15 protein-coding genes are annotated in these 18,296 nt (G+C 30.5%); 6 read left to right on the top strand and 9 right to left on the bottom strand.

The annotated features are described in order from the left end of the window. Positions 1 to 119 precede the first annotated feature (119 nt). The 4 genes from GFU93_RS06565 to GFU93_RS06550 all read right to left on the bottom strand — a co-directional run bounded on the left by GFU93_RS06565 (position 120) and on the right by GFU93_RS06550 (position 6,805). Positions 120 to 1,988: a TolC family protein gene (locus GFU93_RS06565; RefSeq protein ID WP_160568177.1), complete on the bottom strand. Its 1,869-nt coding sequence runs from the start codon at positions 1,986 to 1,988 to the stop codon at positions 120 to 122. Positions 1,989 to 2,307: 319 nt separating this feature from the next. Next, on the bottom strand, positions 2,308 to 4,935 hold the full coding sequence (gene clpB, locus GFU93_RS06560) for an ATP-dependent chaperone ClpB (RefSeq protein ID WP_160568175.1): 2,628 nt from the start codon (positions 4,933 to 4,935) through the stop codon (positions 2,308 to 2,310). A gap of 291 nt (positions 4,936 to 5,226) precedes the next feature. Beyond that, positions 5,227 to 5,916, bottom strand: a complete 690-nt coding sequence (locus GFU93_RS06555; RefSeq protein WP_160568173.1) for a LexA family transcriptional regulator — start codon at positions 5,914 to 5,916, stop codon at positions 5,227 to 5,229. 199 nt (positions 5,917 to 6,115) lie between these two features. Next, on the bottom strand, positions 6,116 to 6,805 hold the full coding sequence (locus tag GFU93_RS06550; protein WP_105296314.1) for a helix-turn-helix domain-containing protein: 690 nt from the start codon (positions 6,803 to 6,805) through the stop codon (positions 6,116 to 6,118). Positions 6,806 to 6,913: 108 nt separating this feature from the next. Between GFU93_RS06550 and GFU93_RS06545 the strand changes: the two genes are divergently transcribed. The 4 genes from GFU93_RS06545 to GFU93_RS06530 all read left to right on the top strand — a co-directional run bounded on the left by GFU93_RS06545 (position 6,914) and on the right by GFU93_RS06530 (position 10,614). Further along, the gene (locus tag GFU93_RS06545; RefSeq protein WP_105296313.1) at positions 6,914 to 7,108 is read left to right on the top strand and encodes a hypothetical protein; all 195 of its coding nucleotides are present in this window, start codon (positions 6,914 to 6,916) and stop codon (positions 7,106 to 7,108) included. Between the two features lie 734 nt (positions 7,109 to 7,842). Next, positions 7,843 to 8,712, top strand: a complete 870-nt coding sequence (locus GFU93_RS06540; protein WP_105296312.1) for a hypothetical protein — start codon at positions 7,843 to 7,845, stop codon at positions 8,710 to 8,712. 57 nt (positions 8,713 to 8,769) lie between these two features. Then, a complete protein-coding gene (locus tag GFU93_RS06535) occupies positions 8,770 to 9,576 on the top strand; it encodes a hypothetical protein (RefSeq protein ID WP_105296311.1) in 807 nt (268 codons plus the stop codon). Positions 9,577 to 9,606: 30 nt separating this feature from the next. Continuing rightward, positions 9,607 to 10,614 (top strand): hypothetical protein, encoded by a 1,008-nt coding sequence (locus GFU93_RS06530; RefSeq protein WP_160568171.1) that lies wholly within the window; start codon positions 9,607 to 9,609, stop codon positions 10,612 to 10,614. A gap of 62 nt (positions 10,615 to 10,676) precedes the next feature. On the opposite strand, the gene GFU93_RS06525 is transcribed toward GFU93_RS06530, so the two are convergent. The 4 genes from GFU93_RS06525 to GFU93_RS06510 all read right to left on the bottom strand — a co-directional run bounded on the left by GFU93_RS06525 (position 10,677) and on the right by GFU93_RS06510 (position 16,507). Beyond that, a complete protein-coding gene (locus GFU93_RS06525; protein ID WP_160568169.1) occupies positions 10,677 to 12,479 on the bottom strand; it encodes a hypothetical protein in 1,803 nt (600 codons plus the stop codon). A 188-nt stretch (positions 12,480 to 12,667) separates the two neighbouring features. Further along, the gene (gene lon, locus GFU93_RS06520; RefSeq protein ID WP_160568167.1) at positions 12,668 to 15,073 is read right to left on the bottom strand and encodes an endopeptidase La; all 2,406 of its coding nucleotides are present in this window, start codon (positions 15,071 to 15,073) and stop codon (positions 12,668 to 12,670) included. Between the two features lie 192 nt (positions 15,074 to 15,265). Beyond that, a complete protein-coding gene (locus tag GFU93_RS06515) occupies positions 15,266 to 15,619 on the bottom strand; it encodes a T9SS type A sorting domain-containing protein (RefSeq protein WP_105296307.1) in 354 nt (117 codons plus the stop codon). A gap of 216 nt (positions 15,620 to 15,835) precedes the next feature. After that, positions 15,836 to 16,507 carry a ComF family protein gene (locus GFU93_RS06510; RefSeq protein ID WP_160568165.1) on the bottom strand — a complete coding sequence of 224 codons (672 nt, stop codon included), beginning with the start codon at positions 16,505 to 16,507 and terminating at the stop codon, positions 15,836 to 15,838. Between the two features lie 47 nt (positions 16,508 to 16,554). Here GFU93_RS06510 and GFU93_RS06505 point away from each other — a divergent pair, with 47 nt between their 5' ends. Then, a complete protein-coding gene (locus GFU93_RS06505; protein ID WP_160568163.1) occupies positions 16,555 to 16,998 on the top strand; it encodes a 6-carboxytetrahydropterin synthase in 444 nt (147 codons plus the stop codon). After that, on the top strand, positions 16,977 to 17,771 hold the full coding sequence (locus GFU93_RS06500) for a UDP-2,3-diacylglucosamine diphosphatase (protein ID WP_185150460.1): 795 nt from the start codon (positions 16,977 to 16,979) through the stop codon (positions 17,769 to 17,771). Before GFU93_RS06505 ends, GFU93_RS06500 begins: the two co-directional genes overlap by 22 nt. 2 nt (positions 17,772 to 17,773) lie before the next feature. On the opposite strand, the gene GFU93_RS06495 is transcribed toward GFU93_RS06500, so the two are convergent. After that, complete coding sequence (locus tag GFU93_RS06495; RefSeq protein ID WP_160565823.1) at positions 17,774 to 18,292, bottom strand: acyl-CoA thioesterase; 519 nt, start codon at positions 18,290 to 18,292, stop codon at positions 17,774 to 17,776. Between the last annotated feature and the right edge of the window lie 4 nt (positions 18,293 to 18,296).

Below are 18,296 nucleotides of genomic sequence, written 5' to 3'. Positions count from 1 at the left end.
ATTTGATATTATTGGTAAGTATATACAGAAATTGTATGGTTTATATAAGTAAAAAAAAAAACTTAATTCAAAATAAAAGACCTTTACCAATTGGCAAAGGTCTTTTTATTTCATAGTAGTTAGTCATATATTCCTTTACTCAGCTTAGCTCGTCTTTCCTTAATTAAGGCTTCTCTTTGAGCATCATTCTGGAATTTAGGTTTGGCGCCTTGACTATATTTTAATCTTCTTTCTTTAATTAATGCTTCCCGTTTAGCATCTGCATCATTTTTAGTTGATGGTTTTACTGTCGAATTTTCATTTGATGATTTAACCGGAATATTTTTACTAATCACCGTTTCTTTTTTTATGGGTTGAGATGAATTATTATTTTTAGCAGGAGCCGTAACAGGAACGGAACTAGTTTTTACTTCATCTTTAGATTTTACAGAAGGCTTAGGTTTAGCATTGCTAATATTTTCAGGTTTTATAACGGTTGTTTTTGGGGTTGAAAGATTTGCATTTTTTCTTTCCTGAATAATATTATTTGATTTTATAACTTCCGGTTTTTTAATTTCCACATCAGTTGAAGTTAAATCATTTATTGCCTGTACCGTTTCTTTACCAGGAGTTAAATTATTATAATTAGTATTTTCATCAGAAGATATTTCTAACGGTTTACCAATATAGAAATCAAGAATTTTTAATCTGAATAAAAATGAATATTTAGCTTGAAGCATTTGAGATAATGCGTTGAAATAATTATTTCTTGCAGTATTTAAATCGTATATATTAATTTTTCCTGCAGTGAAACTCTTTTGTGCAAATTCATAGGATAATTCGGTGGATGCTACCAATTCTTTTGCAGAGGTAAATGTTTGATAAGCAGAATTTACGTCAAAATAAGAAGTTTGTATATTTTGCTTTAGATTTAATTTTTCTTGGTCGAGCTGATTTTCTTGGATCAATTGATTAATTCGGGATTGCTGAACTTTTATTTTATTTGTTCCTTTACTAAATATGGGAATGTTAACCCCTACAGATACCATTTGAGAGTGATTGTCATACCATTGGTCGTCTATAGATTTACTGGAACGATCGAAATAATCCTGATAAAAAGTACTTACTTTATATCCACCGGTAATTGAAGGATAAAAGGCGGTTTTAGCAATATCAATATCTTTCTTTGCTGATTCAACCCCTAATTCGGCAGATTTAATAACCGGTTGATTATTAAAAGCATAATTGATGATATCATCCAAATTGATAAGAGGCATTCCTATATCATCGGAAACTTTAACATCCTCTATCTGAAAATCTCGATAATCTTTTTGAAGCAACATGGCTAAAACCATTAGTGAACGATCTACTTCAATTTTAGCATTTTCATACGTTTGTTTAGCGTTCGCAAGATTGGATTTTGATTCATATAAAGTGCTTAAAGGTATACTACCGGCATTATATAATTTTTCATTCCTGTCTTTATCTTTTGCTTGAGTATCCATGGAATTTAATTGAACTCCTAAAAGCTCTTTATTCAATAGAACGGTTAAATAATTTCCTACTAATTGTAGTGAGATATCATTTTTGATTTTTTCAGTGGTATATTGATTTTGTTGAACCAAAAAAGAGTTTTTTTCCTCTGTTAATCGTAAACGTCTGTTGTTATAAAGTATCATGGAGGATTCAAGAGCAAGATTGTTCTGATATCCTTCTGTATATTTATAATAGGAGTCTATGGTAAAATCTGTTACACCATCTTGGGTAACCTTTTGTGTAGCCAATGGACCAAAAGTTATACCGTTGGTTATAGTACCTTTCAGATCGGGTAGTTTTTCTTTTTTAGCAATTTTTAAATTACTTTCTTGAACTTGTTCATTTAGTTTAGAAGCAAGTACTTGCAAATTGTTTTCTCTGGCGTAAGATAAACAATCATTGAAAGACCATACTTTTTGCGCTGAAATAAATCCGACTATGAAAAAAGCGATTATACTGTTGTTTAGTTTCATTCTTATGTAAATGAATTTTCAGTATTATAAGTAGAATAATTATTTATTTTGTTACAAACTTATCTAAAAACATTTTTTATCAGGTTTTATTTATAGATATATCGTCTAATATGATAATAAACTAATTAATTCTAAATGATATCATCATCTTTAAATTTATGTATTATTAATTAAGATAGTAAGTGTTGAATACTAAATATAAGAAGTAAATATAAAATAAAAATAATATGAAGTACTTTTATTAATTGAAACCAAAAAAGGGTATATATAATATACCCTTTTTTTAATTTAATAATGTATTATGATTTATGTATTCTTATTAATTTTCTTTTCTAAAAACTAGACCGGTTTCAGGAAAATAATCTGCAACGATGGTATCATTGTCATTAATTTTTCCACCTAAAATTTCCTTAGATAATTGATTTAAAATTTCATGTTGAATCAATCTTTTTAAAGGTCTTGCGCCAAAAGTAGGATCATAGCCTTTGCTCATTATATAATCTTTAGCCTCATCGGTCATGCTCATGCGAATTCCTTTTTTATCTAATATTTTATTAAGAGAATCTAACTGGATATCTATTATACTTCTTATTTCATTCTTATTTAAAGGCTTAAATACAATAGTTTCATCGATACGGTTTAAAAACTCAGGACGAAGGGTTTTCCTTAACAGTTCCATAACCTGCTCTTTGGTCAATTCTAAAATTTCTTTGTAATTATTTCCTTCCAGTTTTTCAAAATTTTCTTGAATTAAATGAGATCCCAAATTGGATGTCATAACTATAATCGCATTTTTAAAATTAACGGTTCTTCCTTTATTATCTGTAAGCCTACCATCATCCAATACTTGTAATAAAATATTAAAAACATCCGGATGAGCTTTTTCGATTTCATCCAATAAGATAACAGAATAAGGTCTTCTTCTAACGGCTTCGGTTAACTGACCACCCTCATCGTAACCCACATATCCCGGAGGCGCACCTACCAATCTGCTAACAGAATGTTTTTCTTGATATTCACTCATGTCAATTCGGGTCATTGAATTTTCATCATCAAATAAAAATTCGGCTAAGGCTTTTGCTAATTCGGTTTTACCGACACCTGTTGTTCCTAAGAATAAGAATGATCCGATAGGCTTTCTTTCATCGTTTAATCCCGCGCGGTTTCTGCGTATAGCATCTGCTACTGCTTCAATTGCTTCTTCTTGTCCGACAACCCTTTTGTGAAGAACAGATTCCAGATTTAATAACTTTTCTCGTTCACTTTGTACCAGTTTAGTAACCGGAATACCGGTCCATTTGGCTACTACATCAGCAATGTCTTCAGAATCAACTTCTTCCTTGATTAATTTAGGTCGATCATCAGAAAGTTCGGCTTCAGCTTTAGCAAGTTCAGCCTCTTGTTCTTTTATTTTTCCGTAACGTAATTCAGCAACTTTACCATAATCACCGGATCTTTCTGCTTTTTCAGCTTCAATCTTAAATTCTTCAATATTTTTACGGATTTCTTGAACTTTATCCGCTCTTTCTTTTTCTGCTTTCCAGGAAGCGCTTAGCTCATTTCTTTTTTCATTAAGTTGTGCTAATTCTTCTTTAACATTTTCTAACCTTTTCTCATTAGCTTGTTTAATGCTTTCATTGGAAGTAGGACTTTCCGCTTCTCGTTTAACCGCCTCTAATTCAATTTCAAGCTGCATTTTTTTACGGTCTAAGGCATCCAGTTCTTCAGGCTTGGAATTCATTTCCATACGAAGTTTTGCCGATGCTTCATCCATTAAGTCTATGGCTTTGTCCGGTAAAAATCGGTCGGAAATATAACGATTGGAAAGTTCAACTGATGCAATTACGGCTTCATCTTTAATACGTACTTTGTGATGGGCTTCATACTTTTCTCTAATTCCACGTAATATAGCTATGGCATCATCCACATCGGGTTCTTCAACCATCACCTTTTGAAAACGTCTTTCCAACGCTTTGTCCTTTTCAAAATATTTTTGATATTCATTTAATGTTGTTGCTCCAATTGAACGAAGTTCGCCACGTGCCAATGCCGGTTTTAAAATGTTCGCAGCATCCATGGCTCCTTCTCCTCCTCCGGCACCAACTAATGTGTGAATTTCATCAATAAATAAAATAATATTTCCGTTAGAAGCGGTTACTTCTTTAACTACTGCTTTTAGACGTTCTTCAAATTCACCCTTATATTTTGCTCCTGCAATTAAAGCTCCCATATCTAAAGAAAAAATAGTTTTATCCTTTAAATTTTCAGGAACATCCCCGTTAATGATTCTATGAGCGATTCCTTCGGCAATTGCAGTTTTTCCGACACCGGGCTCTCCAATTAATATGGGATTGTTTTTTGTTCTTCGAGAAAGAATTTGCAAAACTCTTCTGATTTCGTCATCTCTTCCTATTACAGGGTCTAGTTTACCGTTTTGAGCTAATTCATTAAGGTTTTTGGCATACTTGTTTAATGAATTATAGGTATCTTCTGCAGATTGAGAAGTTACTCGTTCTCCTTTTCTGATTTCTTCGATCGCTTTAATTACGCCTTCTTTGGTGACCCCTTGATTTTTTAATAGTTGCGAGGTTTTGTCGTTTACGGAAAGCAGTCCTAAGAAAATATGCTCTAAACTTATAAATTCATCTTTCATCTTAGTTGATTCTAATTGGGCTTCATTTAAAGCTTTATTAGAATTTTGGGACAAATAAATTTGTCCGCCGCTAACTTTAGGTAAAGAATTTAGTATAGAATCAAGTTCGGAGTTAATATATGCTAAATTTGAGTTTTGTTTTTTCAATATGAAAGTAATCACACTGGCTTCGCTTTCCAATAAAGCTTTAAGTAGGTGTGCAGGTTCAATGGCCTGATTTTCTAATCCTTGTGCAATCACTTGAGATTGTTGCAAGGCTTCTTGTGATTTGATGGTTAATTTATTAAAATCCATTTTATTTAATCTCTTACATTTTTTCTCAGCAAAATATAAACCAAAATCATGGATAGGTTTTTATAATCAATATGTAAGGGAATAAATGAATAAAACGAGACAATATGACATTATTTTGTATTGTTGTAACTAAAATTAATGACATAATGTCATGGTTGTTTGCTCATTAAAAGATTGGATTGTCTTTTTGATTACTACATCTTTAAAATAAATTACATGAAATTCATATATAATTTAAAAAATTACAGATGTATAATATGATATAAATAAATTATAGATTTTATGTAATATTTAATGATATCGGATACTTGCACGTATCATGCCGATAGCATTTATGGAATCTAAAGAAACATCTTTAGATTCAAACATAGAATTAGCGCTGACTAATTTTATGTAATCGTTACCTAAACTGGATTTTTGGATGTGTCTAACAAAGGTATGATTGGAATCTTCAGATAAGGCAATTTCAATTATATATAATTCTCCCCAAAATATATTATCTATGGATGCATTTTTAAAAATAACAATATCACCATTTTTTAAAAGAGGAAGCATAGATTCTCCTTTTATATAAATAGCTCCATCACAGTCTGATAAATTAGGTATTTTTAAAAAACCTGAAATGAATGTATTTTCTGATTTTTTATGAACAATATTTTTTAATCCACCATTAGAATCTAAATTATAAAGAGGGATATGGGTATTATTTTTTTCTTGTAATTTAAACATGGGGTCCTCCAATACAGACATTGGAAAATCTTTATCTAAAATTGGGGATTTTAACATGGGGCCTTCATAAGTGAGAAGCCATTCTAAATTTATTTCGGGACATTTGGTATGGATCAATAAAGAATCATAGCTGTTTCTTTTTTTCCAATTCGAAAAGGTTTGGGGAGAAATACCAAGATATCTGGCTAATTCAGAATCTTTTTTGAATCCATAAAATAACTTTATTTTATTCAATATGGTAGTTTTTTCCATAGATTGTAGTTATAAAAATTAAAACTCAAATAAATTTTATATAAAGTATGTTTATATATCTATTTGATAATTAGACAAATATACTAAAAATTATTATATTGTCACAACAATGTTATATTATTACCGTAAAAACAATATAAAGAATAGAATAATATAAATTATATAGGAGATAAGAATTAGTAATTGATGAAATAAAAATTTAAAAGGTTCGAATACTTCCGCGTATTAGAGCCATAGCATTAATTTTAGAAACCGGAATATCTTGAGGTGCGTTTGTGTTGTCTTGTCCTAATAGTTTAATAAATTGTTCTCCTTTTTCAGATTTTTGAATATATTTAATTAACATATAATAAGAATCATCATTCATACATATCTCAATTAAATAAAGCTCACCCCAAAACAGGTCTTTAAGAGAAATAGTTTTAAAAATAATTATGTCTCCATTTTGTATAGTTGGTAACATGGAATTCCCTTTTACATAAGCAGCACCGTCGCAATCAGCCAGATCCGGCATTTTTATAAAATCTATAATATTTTCTTGATGATGTTTTTTGCTAAATATATTTTTCAATCCACCATTTCGATCTATATTATATAAAGGGATATGATTTTTTTTGCCTTTATAGGAACTATATCCAGATTCTTCTGCTATTGAAATAATATTAGATTGTCCGATATTATCTTTTTTCAACATAGGACCTTTTCCGGTTAACAACCATTCATAATTAAAAATTTCACATTTTGTATAAATAAGTTTAATATTGAACGAATTCCTTCTTTTCCAATTATACAATATTTGTGAGGTTATGCCTAAATGTTTCACTAATTGAGAATCTTTAGTAAAACCATAGTATTTTTTAATTTCGTTTAGAATGATAGTTTTATCCATGTTCAATATAAAAAATATACATTTTGTGTAAAATAATTTCAAAATAAACAAAATGTATATATATTTGTGTTGAGATAAAACAAAGATATCAAAAAATACATTATTGTTATGACAGTAGAACAAATAAAAAGAAAAATTGAAGTGGGAGATTATATTTTGGCATCGAAATTATTAAATATAACCCCTGAAAATGTAAGAGCTCGTTTTTCACGAGAAAAGATGGATGCAATAGAAGCGTTAAAAGCAATAATTAGTAATAGGGAAAGGTTTATAAAAGAGTACCATAAGAAAATTTCAGGCTAATCAACTTAATTTCTTAAATCTGAATTTTTCACTATGAAAAGGATTAGAGTTATTCCTTATGAATTAATGAAAATTACTATCATCATTGAGAGTTGCCTTATTAAATAAATGATTATAATAATCTTAATACAAAATATTTCATTGTTGATCATAATTTAAATCATAACCTGCAGTTTAAAATAAAATTCCTATTTTAAAAAATTAATGATACTAGTTAAATTTCTTGGCTTAAATACTCTGTATCTAATTAATCCTGTAAAATTTAAAAATTATTGATCTAAATATTTTTAAAGGTAAACTTTATTGTTGCTAAATTAATTTTAAATAAGAATATTGATTTTTTAAATTAATAGTTCAAGAATTTATTTAAATTATATAAATGTTTTATATATATAAATGGATGACTAATTTATTCTGAAAAAATAAAAATAACCAACATTATATGTTATAAATCTTGTTTAGGGGCCTTGAGATAATGTAAGAAGATAAAGGCAATTAATGTTATATAAACTTTATGATTGTAATTTTTTTTTGTTTATCTTTACCGCCATAAAGTTAGTGTTTAAGTGTTTTAAAATTTAAAAAATTAAGTGTTCATCTATTTTTAATGCCATTGTAGCAATAAAATTTTTATAATGAAATAAGAGAGGAGATCATTAAAAATAGAATAGATTTTTTAAAATAAAAAAAATAGAAAATCAATTAAGTGTTAATAAGTTAATTAATAATTCATTATGAAAAAGAGAATTTTATTATGTTCATTACTCGGAGTGATTTCCGTTTGTTCTTTCTCTCAAAGCCAAAGAGTGGGAATTAATACGGAAGATCCTCAAGGAGTTTTCCATATTAATGGAACCAATAAAGATTTAAGTCAAGATGACTTTATTGTAGATGCAAATGGAAATGTGGGTATAGGTACTCGAACTCCTAAATCAAAGCTAGAAATTATAGGTACTAAAGGTAAAGGATTGCGGGTAACTCCTCCGGGATCTATAGATAAAGGAAAAATTATTGCATCTGATGCAGATGGTAATTTTGTAGTCTCTACCAGACCTATGCCGGAACTAAGAGAAGGTTCAATCATTCAAATTCATACAAGACTTGATGCAACTTCAACTACAGCCCCTAATTTGATAGATTCCAATCCAATTATTCCCGGTGATCCAAGTTTACCTGCCGGAAAAAAACCTGCTGTAAAAATTTCAGATAAGTCATTAGAGCTGACTGAAGGTACATGGCTGATTCAGCTTAAATACACCACCCGTACAACAAGAGGAAATGGGTCTAATTTTCAAGAATTTTGTGGAAAGGAAAATGGCTTTGATCAATATATTTGGACGTTACTATATAATGAAAATGAGCCAGACTTCAAAAAAGCTGTATTAACCACTGTTGGTTTTGCTACGGAACGCGATGGAGCTTGTGCTTGTACACCTCAGTTAACTCATGTCGTAAAAGTTGATACGGGACAAACTATGACAGTTAGTGCCTATGCAAGTACCAGTATATGGCATAATACAGTAGTATTTGTAGATGGTGATTATGATTCATTTACCACCGGTAAACCATATTTTAGAGCTATTCGTATAGATAGTTTTAATTAATGAGGGTGAAATTAAGATCTTTATTATTCTTATAATTTTTATATTTAAAATCATGTCATGAAAAAAATAATATTATCAATAAATTTTTGTGTATTAGCAATTGGAATTAGTTTATCACAAGTAGGAGTTAACACAGATAATCCTAAAGCTATTTTTCATATAGATGCTAAAAAAGATAATGGGAATATATCTGTCCCAGTAAATACATCAGATGATGTAATTTTCAAACCCGGTACAAATAATGCCTCAGATCCGACTGCAAAGCTCTATGGTCATTTAGGTGTTGGAAAAGTTAATCCGGATACGGGCTTAGATGTTAATGGGAACATACGATTGGAAGATGGAACTCAAGTTAATAATAATATATTAGTTAGTACAGATTCACTCGGAAATGCCCAATGGATAGCTCCTGCCAGACCATATATTCAAAACGGAGAAATTGGAAGTGGTATACAGTTGCCACAAGATGAAAGTGCTATAGATTTAACAGTAAAACCTTTACATCTTACCCAAGGAAGATGGTTGATTCTTTCTAAATTTGTAGTTAAAGCTACCCAACATGTTAACGACGATTTAAAACCTCGAAATAATGTATGGATATATTTAAAAAATGTTACTAAGCACCCATTAGTTAGCGATAAAGTTTATAATACTATTTTGGGGATACCGGTAGAACAAGCGGGAGCTAAAGTTGGGACGCCACAATTAGCAGCTCTTGTTAATATACCTAAAGGACAAACTTTTGAATATAGAGTATTTGGAAGTACAAGTAATAAAGAATTCGCATATACTACAACAAATGACGACTTTCAAGGATCTTATTTCTACGCCGTTCGATTAGATGCAGAACTTTTAGACAATTAAATTAATACATATGAATTTTAAATTTATTATATGAAAAAATTATTTTTATTATATATAATTATAGCGGGAGGTGTAGGTTTTACTAAATCTTTTGCACAAACAGCTCCGTCAGTTGGAGTAAATACAACTAACCCGCAAGGACCTTTTCATGTAGATGCAAAGGGAGATACCAACGGATCTTCAAATACGTCCGATGATGTAATAGTTGATAATAACGGAAATTTAGGAGTAGGAACCATAGCACCAACGGCTAAAGTTCATATTAAAACGGATGGATCAACGAATGGAATCCGTATCAGTGATCAATCGGAAGGAAAAGGAAGTATGCTTATGTTTCAGGATAATACGGGAATAGTTAACTGGGTTCCCAAACCTTTCACCATAAAACAAGCAGAACTTAGGAAAGATTTTAATATGAGCGTTCCCTTTAAAAGAAACGCAAATGACCATAGAGAAATTTCCATAACCGGGCAAGGTTTAAAATTAACTCCGGGCATTTGGATGATTATGGCTAAATATATGGTTTATAATAATGGGGATGATAGAGGTAATTTGTTTTGGACCTATTTACATGATTTAGATGATCTTACCACTTTACCCGTAGATAATAATCATCTACGCGATAAGCGTAAACCTTGTCTAATTGATGGAGCCCTTCCTGAAAATAATTGTAATGGTGGTGGCTACAATTTGAATTGGTATTTAGCAAGTAACGGATTAGGTGGAAACCCTTCAAAATATGCAATGACTGTGGTTGGAACTTATCCTGAAGCAAAAAGCCAAGGATATACCACTCCATATGTCAATTATATAGCTGTAATTAAATCTGACGACCCATTAAATCCAGGTAAAAAACTAAGACCGGGTGATCCGGGATATGAGCATGAAATTGCATTAACTTTTAGTACCAGTTTAAATGGTGATCAAGTATTGGAAACCAGATCAGCATTACGTGGTTCAGGTAATAATGGAGGCAATCTTGAAGTAGGAGTTTATTTCTTTGCTATTCGTTTAGATATAGATGAATCATCTCTATAAATTTTAAAAATTAAGTTATATACTAGTATTATATAATACCTGCCGAATAGGCAGGTATTTTTTTATTCAATACCTGTAATTCCCATTTTCTTCATTAAAAAAGTGGCATTCATATTTTGAGCTACACCTTCTTTTAATTTATAATCAAACACTAATTCATCCTGAACAATTTCTGCTTCAAAACGATAGTTCTTAATATTTTCGGGATAGTTTGCTTCCAAGATGCCTAGTACTAAATCATGCGTAGCAATAATGCCATTTCCTTTTAGCGAAATAAGCTGTTTCATAAGCGCTAAGGATCCTTTTTGCTTATCTTCAGAGTTGGTACCTTTTAAAATTTCATCTAAGATGATAAATAAATGTTCTCCGGAATGAAGTCTGTCTATAATCATTTTCAATCGTTTTAATTCAGAGAAAAAATAAGATTCATGATCAACTAAGGAATCTGTAGTTCTTAAATTAGTTACCAAATTTCCCGGGAATATCTCTAATGACTTAGCGTATACCGGAGCACCAATACAGGCTAACACGTGGTTAACCCCTATAGTTCTTAAATACGTACTTTTACCTGCCATATTAGCTCCCGTTATTACTAAAAAATAATTTTCTTTTGAAATTTTAACATCATTGGTTACACAATTAGATCGGTTAAGTAGTGGGTGGCCCAATTCTTTCCCATCAAATATAAAATGTTCAGTATTTATTTTAGGATATGAATATCCGGGGTGTGTATATGCATATGTTGACAAGGAGCACCAAGCATCAAAATGAGAAAGAGAATCAAACCAATCCGGTAAATACTTTTTATAGGTATCTAACCATTTTTCTATCTTAATAGCATAACGTACACTCCAACATAAGACCGGATTGAAAAATAAAATCATCGGATAAGCCATACTCATATTTAATTGAGAACAATATCTATTCAATTTATAGATAGCTTTTGATGCAGAAGTTTTCTTGATAAGGATTTTACGATTTTTTTCTAACAAATAACTATCAAAGTTTTGCTCTTCTATGGCATTAAAAAGTGAGGTATAGGTGTTTAAAACATCTGTTTTTTTATCTATGTTATTTACTATATTATTTACATGCTTACTCGCAAAGGCATTAATTGCATAAGTTATGATCCATAAAGGAATAAAATATAATGCAGATACCCAATTAAAAGCTGTAAGTACAAGTAAGATTAAATACAAGCAGGGAATAATATTTATCATTATTTCCCAGAATTTATTTTTATGCAATAAAAATGTTTCCGGAAATGTATTTGAATCAAAATTTTCTTTATTTTCTAATTTTCCGTTTAAAGACCCTAAAACTCGGAAATGGTTTACCCAGCCTTGTTTTGAAGTTAATTCTTGGATGCTTTCCTGATTTTCCACAATTGTTTTTTTGTCTAAATAGGGAGTAAGAAACAGATAGGCAAGAAATTTTTTACCTTGATAGGTGCATGTTCGATTAATAGCCTGAAAAAGCGATCGATCTCCAAATAAATCTAAATCGTAGCTGAAGCTGTGTTCAGTCGAGATATATTCTGGGCCTCCATCAAAAGATGAAAAATCGTAATTAAGAGCTTTACATTCATTTTCTGCTAAAGTTATTAATGCTTCTGAATAATTTTTTTTATAAAAAAGTTTTTGATGTAACTTTAATAACAAGATAAATATTGAAAAAGATACAAAGATGATACCGCCGGTAAGGTAGCTGTTTTTCCAAGTAAAAATACAAAGTAAAGCAGCAACAAGAACTACTGATAATCTCAAAGCAGCAATAATAAATATCTTTTTTTTAAGTGATTGTACCGTTGTAATCTCTTTATTAATAAGAGAACGGTATGAATGTTCAATATCTTTTAATTTCATGATATCAAAGATAAACAAAATAAAATAGCTAATTTTAAAGTCTATATATCTAGTATTTTACTTTCAAACTTTAATGAGGAATAAAAAAAATTAAATTTTATTGTTTGATAAATGTTGCGATTTAAATTTATTATAAGTATAAATAAAAAAGCCTGATGAAAATCAGGCTTATAGTTTTTATAATTTTATTATAGAGCTAAATCAATCACTTCAGACATTTGAGTTACATAATGTATTTTTAAGCCTTTAATATAATCAGGATTGATTTTTTCAATATCTTTTCTATTCTCTTCACATAATATGACATCGGTAATACCGGCCCGTTTCGCAGCTAATATTTTTTCTTTAATTCCGCCTACCGGAAGAACTTTTCCTCGTAACGTAATTTCACCGGTCATTGCCCATTTAGACTTAACCTTTTTACCGGTAAAAGAGGAAACAAGAGAAGTAAGCATTGCTATACCTGCAGATGGTCCGTCTTTAGGAGTTGCACCTTCAGGAACGTGAATGTGTATATTACTTTCTTCAATTTTTTGCGGATCGATACCGAACTCTTTATAATTAGATTTTATGTATTCCAAAGCAATGGTAGCCGATTCTTTCATTACATTACCTAAATTTCCGGTCATGGTTAAGTTTCCTTTGCCTTTAGAAAGAATACTTTCAATAAAAAGAATATCTCCTCCTACTTGAGTCCAAGCTAATCCTGTAACAACTCCTGGAACTTTATTAGTTTCAGACATTTCAGGCATCATTGGCGGACCTAGGATTTCGATAATTTTATTTTGACTCAATTTTTTATTGTATTCAGTATTGCGAGCAATTTGTAAGGCAATATTCCTTACAATTTTTGATATCTTCCTTTCTAAGCCTCTAACACCGGATTCTCGAGTATATGCTTGGATAATAAATTCCAATTCTTTCTTACTTATTGAAATATCTTTTTTGGTAAGTCCATGTTCGAGGATTTGCTTTGGTAAAAGATATTTATTAGCTATTTCTACTTTTTCCTCAATAGTATATCCGGAAATATCAATAATTTCCATTCTGTCTAACAACGCCGGTTGTATGGTGGCTAAATTGTTAGCGGTAGCAATAAACAATACTTTAGATAAGTCGTAATCTACGTCCAGGAAATTATCATGGAAAGTACTGTTTTGTTCGGGATCTAATACTTCAAGTAAAGCAGATGACGGATCACCGTGTCCACTGGTGCTAATTTTATCTATTTCGTCTAAAACAATAACGGGATTAGATGTTCCAACCTTTTTTATAGATTGAATAATTCTTCCCGGCATAGCTCCAATATAAGTTTTACGGTGTCCTCTAATTTCCGATTCATCATGCAACCCTCCCAATGATATACGAACGTATTTTCTTCCTAAAGCAGAAGCAATGGATTTGCCCAATGAAGTTTTACCGACACCGGGAGGACCGTATAAACAAATGATGGGAGATTTCATATCTCCTTTAAGTTTAAGGACCGCGAGATACTCTAAGATTCGTTCCTTAACATCTTCTAAACCAAAATGGTCTTTATTTAAAACTTTTTCAGCATGATTAATATCAAAATTGTCCTTAGAATATTTTTCCCAAGGCAAATCCAACATTAATTCTAAATAATTCCTTTGAACACCATAATCAGGTGTCTGCGGGTTCATGCGAACTAATCGATTAAGTTCTTTTTCAAAGTGTTCATTTATAGACTTGCTCCATTTTTTTTTCGAAGCTTTTTCTTTCATTTCTTGAACTTCAGCTTCATAAGAAACGCCTCCCAACTCTTCCTGAATGGTTTTCATTTGCTGGTGTAGGAAATATTCACGTTGTTGTTTGCTGAGGTCGGAGTTAACCTTATCCTGAATGGAATTTTTTAAAGATATTTTTTGAAGCTCAACGTTCAGGTACTTTAACGTTTTGGAAGCACGATCTAACAAACTGTTAATTTCCAGTAATTCCTGCTTTTTGACTAACGGCAAATCAAGATTGGAAGCAACAAAATTTACCAACAAGGAGCTGCCTTCAATATTTTTAATAGCAAAAGAAGCGTCTGAAGGGATAGCCGGATTTTCATTAATAATTTTAATCGCTGTTTCACGAAGGCTTTCCAATAAAACATTAAAATGTTCTTTATTTTTATTGGAAACCTTTCTTTTGTCTTCCAATAAAGTAATTTCAGCTTTTAAATAAGGCTCCTCCTCAAGTATATTATTAATAGAAAATTTACGTATCCCCTGAATAATTACCATGGTACTTCCATCAGGCATTTTAAGTAATTTTAATATTTTACCTATAGTACCTACGGAATACATATCATTTATAGTCGGATTATCTGCATTTACATCTTTTTGTGTAATGACTGCTATTATCTTGTCGTTTTGCTGAGCATCTTGTAATAAATTGATGGATTTATTTCTTCCGGCAGTAATTGGAATAACAACCCCGGGAAATAAAACTACATTTTTTACCGGAAGTAAGGGTAAAACTGTAGGAAAAGTTTCATTCATCATTTTATCTTCTTCATCCTGGCTTAGTAAAGGAATAAATTCACTATCATTTTGCATAACTTGATCTAATGACAATATGTCGAACTTCATAATGTTTCGTATTAAAGATTTAATGACAAACTTTCAGATATCTAAAAAAAGAGAACTGCTTTTTTTAAATCTTAAATGGGTATAGTATTGATTATTAATAAGAAATGTTGTAACCTCCAAAGTTTGTACGTGTACTAAGGTCAATTAATATGCCAAATAAAAACTTACTATAATTGCTAATAAAACTTAGAATTATAATTTGATAAGGGTTAGAATTTCTCTGCTTCCATCGGAATAAGTAACTTTAACAAAATATCTTCCTGTAGGAAGTTTTGAAATATTAATTTCCTGATTAAGATTGGAGTCAATTATATCTTTATCGATTAAATTGGTACCGACCATGGATAAAACAGAAATATTATCGATTTTATAAGAACTTGAATTCTTAACAAGTATAAAATTTACTGCCGGGTTAGGATATAATTTTGATTTAGTATAAGGTTGCTCTTGTAAATAAAAGTTCATTAAAATATTAGCCGGAAAATCTTTTGCAGTAACCAGGTTAATTGAAAAAAGCAACGTAATAAAAAATAAAAATTTCTTCATAAGCAATTTATATCTAAAATTATGAAAATTTCCTTGATAAAATGATAGTTTTATGTACTTAAAATTAATGTATAAAATTATAAAAAAAAAATATTCTTTACAACTTTTCATTAAATTATTTTTATTTTTATTTGGGAATAAAGATAATATTCAATTATCTTATCTTCAATAGTTTTATATTAAGGGCTTTTTTCTGAATTATTATATATTTTATATTTAGATTGTTGTTGCTAAAGTAAATATACTTACTTGAGAATCATTGGTTTTTAACAGTTCTTGAGTACATGCAATTAAGGTTGCACCCGTTGTTAAGACATCATCAACCAATAAATAATGACTCGAATAATTTAAATTTCTTATAAAAGCGTTTTCCATTTTTTTTATACGTTCTTCTCTGTTGGACTGGGTTTGAGATTTCGTATGAGAAATTCGTCGGAGAACATGCTCGTCGAAATTGCAATTCATTAGAGTTGCTAATTTTTTGCAACAGAGCAAAATTTGATTATAGTTTCTTTTTTTATATCTTTTCGAATGAATAGGGACCGGAACAATGGTTTTTACTTCTTTTAAACAAGGATTGTTCTCATTTTGCATAAACCAAATCTCAGCTAACCATGAACCGATTTCCGGTTTATTTTTATATTTTAAATGATGAATTAATTGTTGTGTAATATTTTCTTTTGAGAAAAATAATAAGGAAGATGCAAATTCTATTTTCGCAGAATTGTTAAGTTGGCTGTGAATTGAATTTGCGTTGTCAAAAGGAATATAAGTAAAAGGTAAATGAGCTTTACACCTTTCGCATACATAGTGTTGTGATGAAGAAATAATTGTTTCACAACCAATACATCTATTAGGAAACAGGGTAGAGAGTATTTCTTGCCACATGAGTATTTTTCAATTATCTTTGCGTAATATAAACAAATTTATTTATTGTGATAAGGCTGACTAAAATATTTACATTTGAAACAGCACATGCTCTGTGGGGATATGATGGTAAATGTAAAAACATTCATGGGCATTCTTATAAATTGTATGTTACTGTTAAAGGAGAGCCGTGTAATGATATACACCATGTAAAAAATGGAATGGTTATGGATTTTGGAGAGTTGAAATCTATTGTAAAAAAATTAATTATAAATCCTTTAGATCATGCCATTATTTTAAACGCTCAAACAGAACATAAACAATTAGGAGAGCAATTGCAAAATCAAGGGCATAAAGTTATTTTTATGAATTATCAGCCCACATGTGAGAATATGTTGATGGATTTTGCCGAAAAGATACAATCAGAGCTTCCTGAAAATATTTTATTAGCGAAGCTTAAATTATATGAAACCGAAACGTCATATGGTGAATGGATAAGGGAAGACCAATAGAAATTAATCTTATGGCAGGCAAAAAAGTTTATTTTGCCTCAGATCAGCATTTAGGAGCACCTGATGAAGTTTCATCCAGAAAAAGAGAAAAGATTTTCGTAAAATTTTTAGAACAAATTAAACATGATGTTCAAGTATTATTCCTATTAGGGGATTTATTTGATTTTTGGCATGAATATAAAACCGTTGTACCCAAAGGATTTGTTCGAATATTAGGAAAATTAGCTGAACTTTCAGATTCAGGGGTTAAAATATATTTTTTTACCGGAAATCATGATTTATGGATGAGAGATTATCTTCAAAAAGAATTAGCAATAACAGTTTTTAATGAGGAACAAACATTTATCATCAACAACAAAAGTTTTTTTATTGCTCATGGAGATGGATTGGGACCGGGAGATCGAGGGTATAAAAGAATGAAAAAACTTTTTACGAATCCTGTTGCTCGATGGTTTTTCAGATGGTTGCATCCGGATTTAGGAGTAGCCTTAGGTACTTATTTATCAAGAAAAAATAAATTAATTAGCGGGGAGGAAGATATTAAATTCTTAGGGGAAGATAATGAATGGCTGATTGTCTTTTCTAAAGAAAAATTGAATGAAAAACATTATGATTACTTTATTTACGGGCATCGTCATTTACCTATGGATTTATTAATTGGTGAAGATAAAAACAGCCACTATGTAAATTTAGGGGATTGGATTTCGTATTATACCTATGCTGATTTTGATGGAGATCACTTGCATTTACAGACTTTTACCGAAACAGTTTAATTTTATTTATCCATCGTAAATATTTTTCTTAATTCAACAGCTTCTGACGGTGTAATTCTTCCGGATAGCAGCAAAGATAATTCCCTTCTGTGAAGGGCTGAGTTATATCTAACTATTTCTTCTTCAGTTTCAGGTACTAAGTCAGGTATTTTTTTAGGTTTCATAAATTCATCTAAAGCTACAAAAGTATATATCCCTTCATTGGTTTTGGTTTTTGTATGATTTATTGCATCATCCACCCATATATCGACAAATACTTCCATAGAAGATCCAAAAGCTCTAGAAACCTTAGCTATGGCTTCTACGGTGCTTCCTAATGGAATAGGTGTTGAAAAGGAAACATGATTAACAGAAGCAGTCACAACTTTAGCTTCCGCATGTCTTTGAGCGGCTATGGCACATGCTCGATCCATTAAAGAAAGTAAATCCCCACCAAACATATTATTATAAGCATTGGTTTCATTCGTTAGCACAATGGTGGTCATTATGGTTCTTGAATCAGAGGGAGTTTTAGCTTTCATGAAT

The sequence above is a fragment of the Apibacter sp. B3546 genome (genome assembly GCF_009827885.1).
Classification (GTDB): domain Bacteria; phylum Bacteroidota; class Bacteroidia; order Flavobacteriales; family Weeksellaceae; genus Apibacter.
This window is presented reverse-complemented; position numbering and strand designations above follow the sequence as displayed.

Coding starts and splice junctions, on each gene's coding strand:
- GFU93_RS06565 (WP_160568177.1), bottom strand. CDS start 1,988: ATGAAACTAAACAACAGTATAATCGCTTTTTTCATAGTCGGATTTATT.
- clpB (WP_160568175.1), bottom strand. CDS start 4,935: ATGGATTTTAATAAATTAACCATCAAATCACAAGAAGCCTTGCAACAA.
- GFU93_RS06555 (WP_160568173.1), bottom strand. CDS start 5,916: ATGGAAAAAACTACCATATTGAATAAAATAAAGTTATTTTATGGATTC.
- GFU93_RS06550 (WP_105296314.1), bottom strand. CDS start 6,805: ATGGATAAAACTATCATTCTAAACGAAATTAAAAAATACTATGGTTTT.
- GFU93_RS06545 (WP_105296313.1), top strand. CDS start 6,914: ATGACAGTAGAACAAATAAAAAGAAAAATTGAAGTGGGAGATTATATT.
- GFU93_RS06540 (WP_105296312.1), top strand. CDS start 7,843: ATGAAAAAGAGAATTTTATTATGTTCATTACTCGGAGTGATTTCCGTT.
- GFU93_RS06535 (WP_105296311.1), top strand. CDS start 8,770: ATGAAAAAAATAATATTATCAATAAATTTTTGTGTATTAGCAATTGGA.
- GFU93_RS06530 (WP_160568171.1), top strand. CDS start 9,607: ATGAAAAAATTATTTTTATTATATATAATTATAGCGGGAGGTGTAGGT.
- GFU93_RS06525 (WP_160568169.1), bottom strand. CDS start 12,479: ATGAAATTAAAAGATATTGAACATTCATACCGTTCTCTTATTAATAAA.
- lon (WP_160568167.1), bottom strand. CDS start 15,073: ATGAAGTTCGACATATTGTCATTAGATCAAGTTATGCAAAATGATAGT.
- GFU93_RS06515 (WP_105296307.1), bottom strand. CDS start 15,619: ATGAAGAAATTTTTATTTTTTATTACGTTGCTTTTTTCAATTAACCTG.
- GFU93_RS06510 (WP_160568165.1), bottom strand. CDS start 16,507: ATGTGGCAAGAAATACTCTCTACCCTGTTTCCTAATAGATGTATTGGT.
- GFU93_RS06500 (WP_185150460.1), top strand. CDS start 16,977: ATGGATAAGGGAAGACCAATAGAAATTAATCTTATGGCAGGCAAAAAA.
- GFU93_RS06495 (WP_160565823.1), bottom strand. CDS start 18,292: ATGAAAGCTAAAACTCCCTCTGATTCAAGAACCATAATGACCACCATT.